Origin of the sequence: Microcoleus sp. N3A4, assembly GCF_036701805.1 — a bacterium.
Taxonomy (GTDB): domain Bacteria; phylum Cyanobacteriota; class Cyanobacteriia; order Cyanobacteriales; family Microcoleaceae; genus Microcoleus.
Window position 1 is genome coordinate 1 of sequence record NZ_JAUBRJ010000113.1, and the last position, 6708, is coordinate 6708.

Annotated in this window: 4 protein-coding genes; all 4 read left to right on the top strand. The window is 48.6% G+C overall.

What is annotated here, in order from left to right; all coding sequences use genetic code 11:
• The first annotated feature begins 187 nt into the window (after positions 1-187).
• The 4 genes from QUA56_RS34595 (at position 188) to QUA56_RS34610 (ending at position 6454) form a co-directional block, all read left to right on the top strand.
• Positions 188-2494 (top strand): hypothetical protein, encoded by a 2307-nt coding sequence (locus QUA56_RS34595; protein WP_333367950.1) that lies wholly within the window; start codon positions 188-190, stop codon positions 2492-2494.
• Positions 2495-2634: 140 nt separating this feature from the next.
• The gene (locus QUA56_RS34600; protein WP_333367953.1) at positions 2635-4542 is read left to right on the top strand and encodes a hypothetical protein; all 1908 of its coding nucleotides are present in this window, start codon (positions 2635-2637) and stop codon (positions 4540-4542) included.
• Between the two features lie 273 nt (positions 4543-4815).
• Positions 4816-5526 (top strand): sugar transferase, encoded by a 711-nt coding sequence (locus tag QUA56_RS34605; protein ID WP_333367956.1) that lies wholly within the window; start codon positions 4816-4818, stop codon positions 5524-5526.
• Between the two features lie 82 nt (positions 5527-5608).
• On the top strand, positions 5609-6454 hold the full coding sequence (locus tag QUA56_RS34610; protein ID WP_333367959.1) for an ADP-ribosylglycohydrolase family protein: 846 nt from the start codon (positions 5609-5611) through the stop codon (positions 6452-6454).
• The last annotated feature ends 254 nt before the right edge of the window (positions 6455-6708 follow it).

The following is a 6708-nucleotide window of genomic DNA, read 5'->3' on the forward strand; positions in this document are numbered from 1 at the left end:
AAGTACGTGGCACGGTATCCGTTTTTGGGCTGGGTCAATGCTTCAATTCTTTAATCTAAAATCTAAAATCTAAAATCGATTGACGGACTCGCATTCAGATTATTCTATCTATTGGCATCGCTGCCGCCTGACTTCAGTCTTTTTTCGGTAAAGTTTCTCCCAAGCCGCATTCCCAGAGGTTACGCCCTTGAATTCTCAGAAGTACAAAATTCAAGCACTGATTGCTGAGATTGACGAGGTACTCAGCAAGCCCGCACCCCGCTTGCCTTGGACGGGTTCGATCGATACTGTCCACCAGCGCCAACTCTTAGAGCGACTTCGCGCTTATCTGGTTTCCTCAGACTCAAAACTAGCGGCCGGCCAGGGGCCCGCCAGCCCAAATGTCCACCCGCAACCAGTTCCAGTGCCCAAAGTGCCGCTGCCCGCCCCTGGCCCCTCAGCAGCAGAGCAAATCATGCTTGCCGTAACAGGAGAAATCAGCCACCTGCGTTCAAGCCTGACGGAGCCGCTCCAAGAAGGCATAGAAGCTCTGCGGCAAGAGCAGCAAGCTCTAATTCAAGAAATCAAACAGCTAGAAGCACAACGGCAAGAGCAACAATCGCTAGCTCAGCAACAAGCCAACCAACAGCAAATCATTTCTGAATTCTTGCAGGTACTGACTGCCCGCTTGCAAGAAACCTTGGATCGCGATTTCTCCCAAATTATAGGTTCCATAGAAAATCAGTTGTTGCCCCTGGGCTTGACACCTAACTCTTTGGCGATCGCACAATCTCGATCGGCTGTTGAGGTAACAGTTAACCCACAAACCTCAGAAGAACAACCGCTGCTGACGCCGGCTCAAAGGTTGGAGCAAATGCAACTGTTGCAATCTCGTGCTGACAGTCTGCTGATGAGTCTAGATTCTAGGATGGGTATCGTGTTCGAGGCTTTGCAAGCAAATCTGCAAAGCCATCAAGCTTCGTTGGGACAAGAAATCGAAAATATGTACGGTTTGAGCCAGCAGAGCGAGGCGATGTTCGCGGCTTTCGTCAACCACTTGGCCGCACAGTTGGGGCGAGAAGCGTCTTCCTACGTGCAGCCGCCGATCGATTTAGCAAATCTTGAAAGTGCCCCAACCGCAGCCGATCGATCTCCTGTCGCTCCCCCCCTCTCAAATACGGCGATCGATCGCTCAGTCGCCGAGACTCCGAGTCAAGAACCGGTGCAGTCCAATCGCACCGGCGAACTCGAAGAACAAGACAGATTGCCCTACGCAGGTACAGAAATTTCTCCGCAATTCGGACAGTTGCGGCGCGATCGCGACCACTTTCAAGCCCCAATCTCGCTCCCGGAATTGGAAGATAATTTGTTCGGTTCTGCACCCGAAAGACCTCGATCGGAAACTCAATTTTCCGGCGCTGATTCGGAAGATATGTTAGCAGAAAGTGGCGAAGAAAATGTTGAGGATTTGTATGCAAGTTTGTTCGCGGGAGAAACCGTCGCCGAAGTAGAATTAGAACTCGAAACTTGGCCGCCCCAACATACTGAATTTGAAACCGCAAGTGAGGCTGTACAATATCAAAGGGCGACAGATTATGAAACTGCCGAACCCCTAAATAATGCAGAAGATTTGTTTGTAAATCTGCTCGATGAAGGCGAATCGCTGGAAGATATTGTAGTCGGTGAAGATTCAGACTTCGTAAACGGTAATTCTGTAGAATCTCTAACTTTAGATAGTGCCGATTTATTTGAACCGCAAGTTGCAACAGTACCTCAAGTTTCAGAACCGCCAGCCTCAACCGCCTCGCTGCAACTTGACGCGGACGATCGAGAAAATCTAGAAACGGCTCAAAAGCAAGGCGAGCAGTTCGACGCTGCGATGCCTGAATCGCCACCTTTGCCGTTGAGAACGCCTGCGGAAATTAGCCCGAACCGCCCCAGTGCCTCGCGCCGCGTGGCGAGTGTCGGTGAGGTTCAAACTGGCGAGTCCAGCACTTCGTCGCAGCGGCTCAATGATGGGTACATCCAAGCTTCGCCGGATGAGGATTTGCTGCCGGTCGAGGCATTAGAAGATGACCTCGATCGAGCTCTAAATTTGGACAACAATACTCTGCAACTTTTGGAGGCAGACCTCTACAATCTGGAGGGATTGGAAAATACGAGCTCCCGGCGATCGAATTCCTCAGCCACTAACAGCTTGGATTTATCGGCGATTTCCCCCGAGGAGGGCGGTGCAAAAAATCCCTTTGCCGAAGTCGCAGAGGAAGAACTCGGCACGCTGGAGGATTTGTTCTCCGATGTGTTGGAACTCTCATCTGAGGATGAACCCTTTGTTTTGGAAAACGAACTTGAGGATGACTTGTTTGCTGAGGAAGAGGACTCGAACTTGACGCTAGACGAGATTTTGGCTAGTTTGACCGAGACCGATCGACCTTTGACTGATTCTCCCCCTCCAGAAACTGCCGAAACTAACGAATTGCGGTCAAGTCCTCCAGAAAGTCAAAAAAAAACTTAATTTCGACAGAGAGTAAACCAGGAGTTGTTGAGAGGAACACCGAGTTTAGCGAGTTTGCCACACAGCAGCAAGAGTCGGCGCCCAATTCTGCTGCAGGTGCGATCGCCCCATCCCGCGAACGCCGGAACTCTCGCTGGTATTTGGGCATTGATTTCGCCTCCAGCGGGCTGTCGGCGGCTTTGCTCGATCGCGCCACCGGCCAGTTGCACCAGATTTACTGGGAAGCACCGCAGGCTGAGGCTTGGGCTGCGGGCCCGAGCTTTCGGATTCCCTCGGCTGCGGTGCTTGCGGAAACAGCCCCAGGGAGTTTAGGCTCAGAGGTGACAGTCAAGTCGGTGGGATTCCGGCAGTTGGCTTTGCCTGCGGGAGAATTTTTACTGCAAAATTTTAAATTGCCTTTAAAGGTGGGCATTCCTTATCAGCGGGAAGCTGGTGGGATGTACGAACCGCTGTTGCAGTGGTCGCCGTTGCAGGCTTTTTCGATCGCCTTCCCGCTGCAAGGTGTGCGGGCGCTGCTGGCTACTTTGAATCCGAGTTTGCAGGGCCAAAAATTTGCCGGATTAGGGGAAATTTTGGATTCTGCACCGACGAGGGCGAATTTTGGAGGGTTGCCAGTTTCTAATTTAATCTGTAGGGCTTCGGGACTGACGCCAGAAACTCTTGATGCGGCGCTTTTAGACTTGCAGGGTGTAATTTTGGGGACTCCGGCGGGCTGGTCTGATGCTTATCGGTTTAATCTGCGGGAGGCTGTTTTGGGCGCGTCTCTGGTGGCTTCGGCTTCGCAAATTTTTGTGGTGGAAGATGCGATCGCCACTTTGCTTGCTGCTGTAACTCCTGTGAAAAATGCCACAGAAGTGCCGCCGTCAGCCGTGGATTCTGCTTTGGAGGGTGAAGAAGCTGCACCGCTGAGTGTGAATGCTTCGTCTTTTAGCGGGGGAACTTTGATTCTGAATGCGGGGGCGGCGACGGTGGAATTAGCTTTAGTTGAGTTGCCGGAAAATCTTCAAGATTTAACTCGTGCTGATTTTACTTGCCAAAGTTTTGCTTTTGCTGGCAATGCTTTCGATCAGGATATTATCTGTCAGTTGTTGGCTAAAAATGAAACTTGGGGAATGTCGATCGATTTGCCGCGTCCAGGGCATCCAGATTTACCGAGCCGCTATCAATTGCAGGATCGGTTGCAAGGTTCTGCTTTTGGTCTGCAATTGTTGGAGGCGGCGAAACATTTGAAAGTTATTTTGCAACATCAAGAAAGTTTTGCTTTGGATATTGGTCAGCAGCATTGGGATGTGAAGCGCAAAGATTTGGAAAGTCTGGTTTTAGTGCCTTTTGTGCAGCAGTTGAACCGTGAATTGAATGCTTTGCTCAGCCGCGCGGGAATGTCGCCGGCGGGGATTAATCAGGCGATTTGTGCGGGGGGTATGGGTGCTTGGCCTGCGATCGCCCGCTGGTTGCGGCAGAAGCTGCCGAATGCGATCGTGATTCAAGACCAGGAATTGGAGGTCGATCGAGATATTTTTGAAATTGACAATTCTGCATTAAATTCTGTATCTCAAAGTACAAATTTTTCGGGAAAAATTGGTCGAGTTGCCTGCGGGTTGGCTAGTTTGGCTCTTTATCCTCAAATTTTGGATGTGTCGCAGCAGCAGTACAGCGACTTTTTTCTGCTGTGGGAATTAATGCAGGTTTTGGGTGAGGAAACTCTGAGCTTTCAGGAAATTTTGCAGTTGTTGGAACGCCTTGGCGTGAATACCCGCACCTGCGAGTCCCGGATTCTACGGATTTTGGAAGGAACATTGCCGGCGGGACTTGTGCCTGCGGAGGAAGATTTCATGCTGCTGGCCGAGGAGTCGAGGCAAAATCCCGATTGGGAAGCAATTTTGGCCGAGCCGCTTTTCTTTGAAGATGTCTCACTTGGTTATCGCTTGAATCTCGAACACGCCTCTGTTGTTCGCGAATATTTAGGCAAACTCGCTTCTAGCAGCCAGCAAAAATTGTTAGAGCCGCTAACAATTGCTTGGGATGTTCGCACCGATACTTATCGCTAATCGGCAAAAAATCCGGTTTCTCAGTGGAATCCTCCCTGTCTTCCCCAAACATTCCTAGTAGAAATCGGGTTTTTTGCGGCCAGGACTAACTTTTTTATGTAAATGTACTTAAGTTTACATAAAATTTATATATTTTTAGATAAAATACATAGAAACTTTATAAAAGTGTTGTTGCTTTTTAAAGATTGTGCAAAGCCCAGCATTTCAGGTTCAGCAGATTTAGGGTGGCTAATAAGATGGACGTGATATCTCGTTAAAGTTGAGACTAATCAAATGAAATTTCGGATGGGTGCCTCTAAATCATCAGTATTATCAGAAATGCTGTCCTTATTTGTGCAAAAATTTACTTACAAAGTTTGTGTATCCAAACAGCAAGTTCACCGATCCGTAACAAGTAAGGTAAAACGGTCGATCGATATTGTGGGTTCGCTGCTGGGACTGGCAATTGCTGCTGCGGTGGCGGTGCCGGTGGCAGTGGCGATGCTGTTGGACAATCCGGGCCCGCTGCTTTACAGTCAAGTCCGCTGCAGCTTCAAAGGGCGACATTTCAGAATGTGGAAATTTCGATCGATGGTTGTCGGTGCAGAAAAGCTCAAACATTTAGTTCGCAACCAAGCCAGCGGTCACATTTTTAAGAATGAAAATGACCCGCGAATTACCCGCGTCGGCCGCTTTTTGCGGTGCACGAGTTTGGATGAGTTGCCTCAATTCTGGAACGTGTTAGTCGGCGACATGAGTTTGGTGGGAACTCGACCGCCCACTCCCGATGAGGTTGCTGCCTATGAGGCGTTCCACTGGCAGCGTTTAAATGTCAAGCCCGGTATGACTGGGGAGTGGCAAGTCAACGGACGGTCTGGAGTGAAAGACTTTGACGATATTGTGCGGATGGATCTAGACTATCAGCGCAAGTGGTCTGTTTTTTACGACATTAGTCTGATTTGCAAAACAATTTGGGTGGTGTTGACTAAAGACGGTGCTTGTTAAATAGGTAAGTTGTGTTGGGTTATTTTTTTTATTATTTTAGGAAAAAACAGGGAATGAAATATTTGGAAACCGGATTAAATATATGTTAATAGAATTAGCGATTGGTGACGCTTACGGTGCGGGTTTTGAATTTGTTGACCGGCAGACGATCGAGTTGTACAACAATCTCAACGGCTACATCAAGCATCCCCGTCACGACATCCAGCCTGGATGTTACACAGACGATACGCAGATGAGTTTAGCCGTCGCAGAAGCGATCGTCAGCCGAGAACCTTGGACGCCGGAACTTTTAGCCACCAAATTTGTTGTAGCTTTTCACCGCGATCGGCGAGTAGGTTATGCTGGGAAGTTGTACAATTTTTTGCTACAAGTTCAAGACGGAAAAGAATTCTTAGAAAAAATGCACTCCGCTAGCGATAAAAGCGGATCTGCGATGCGAGCCGGCCCCATTGGCGTTTTTCCTACTGTTGAAAAAGTCATCGAAAATGCTACCATTCAAGCTGCAATTACCCACAATAGTTCCGATGGCATTAATGCAGCTATAGCGGCCGCTTTGATGTCCCATTACTTTATTTATCAGTTAGGTTTAAAGAATAATTTAGGAAATTTCTTGGAAAAGCACGTATCTGGTGAGTGGTCGATACCTTGGCAAGGAGAAGTCAGCGCTAAAGGTTTGGTCTGTGTTAGAGCCGCTATTACTGCTGTCATGCGAAACGATCGCATGAGCACACTTCTGCAAGATTGCATTGCCTTTTCGGGAGATGTCGATACAGTAGCAACTATTGCTTTAGCTGCTGGTTCCTGTAGCAGTGAAATTGCCCAAGACCTGCCAGAAAATCTGGTGCAAGGATTAGAAAATCGATTTTACGGTCTAGATTATATCATAGAACTGGATCGACAGTTAATGAATTGCGCGATCGACTTCTGACTTCTTCCTGATATCTGTGACATCCGTTAAATCCCTGACACTGCGCGTTGCCGAGCTTTTTTCTATTAGGATTAAGGCCAACTGTCACAAATAGGGTTAAATTTTAGGTATGTAGTTGCGCTTTAGCGCTCTGAGCTTAGGAAAGAGCGCCGATCGCGCAACTACATACCTTTGCGTGATCGACTTCTGACTTCTTCCTGATATCTGTGACATCCGTTAAATCCCTGACACTGCGCGTTGCCGAGCTTTTTTCT

Coding starts and splice junctions, on each gene's coding strand:
- QUA56_RS34605 (WP_333367956.1), top strand. CDS start 4,816: ATGAAATTTCGGATGGGTGCCTCTAAATCATCAGTATTATCAGAAATG.
- QUA56_RS34610 (WP_333367959.1), top strand. CDS start 5,609: ATGTTAATAGAATTAGCGATTGGTGACGCTTACGGTGCGGGTTTTGAA.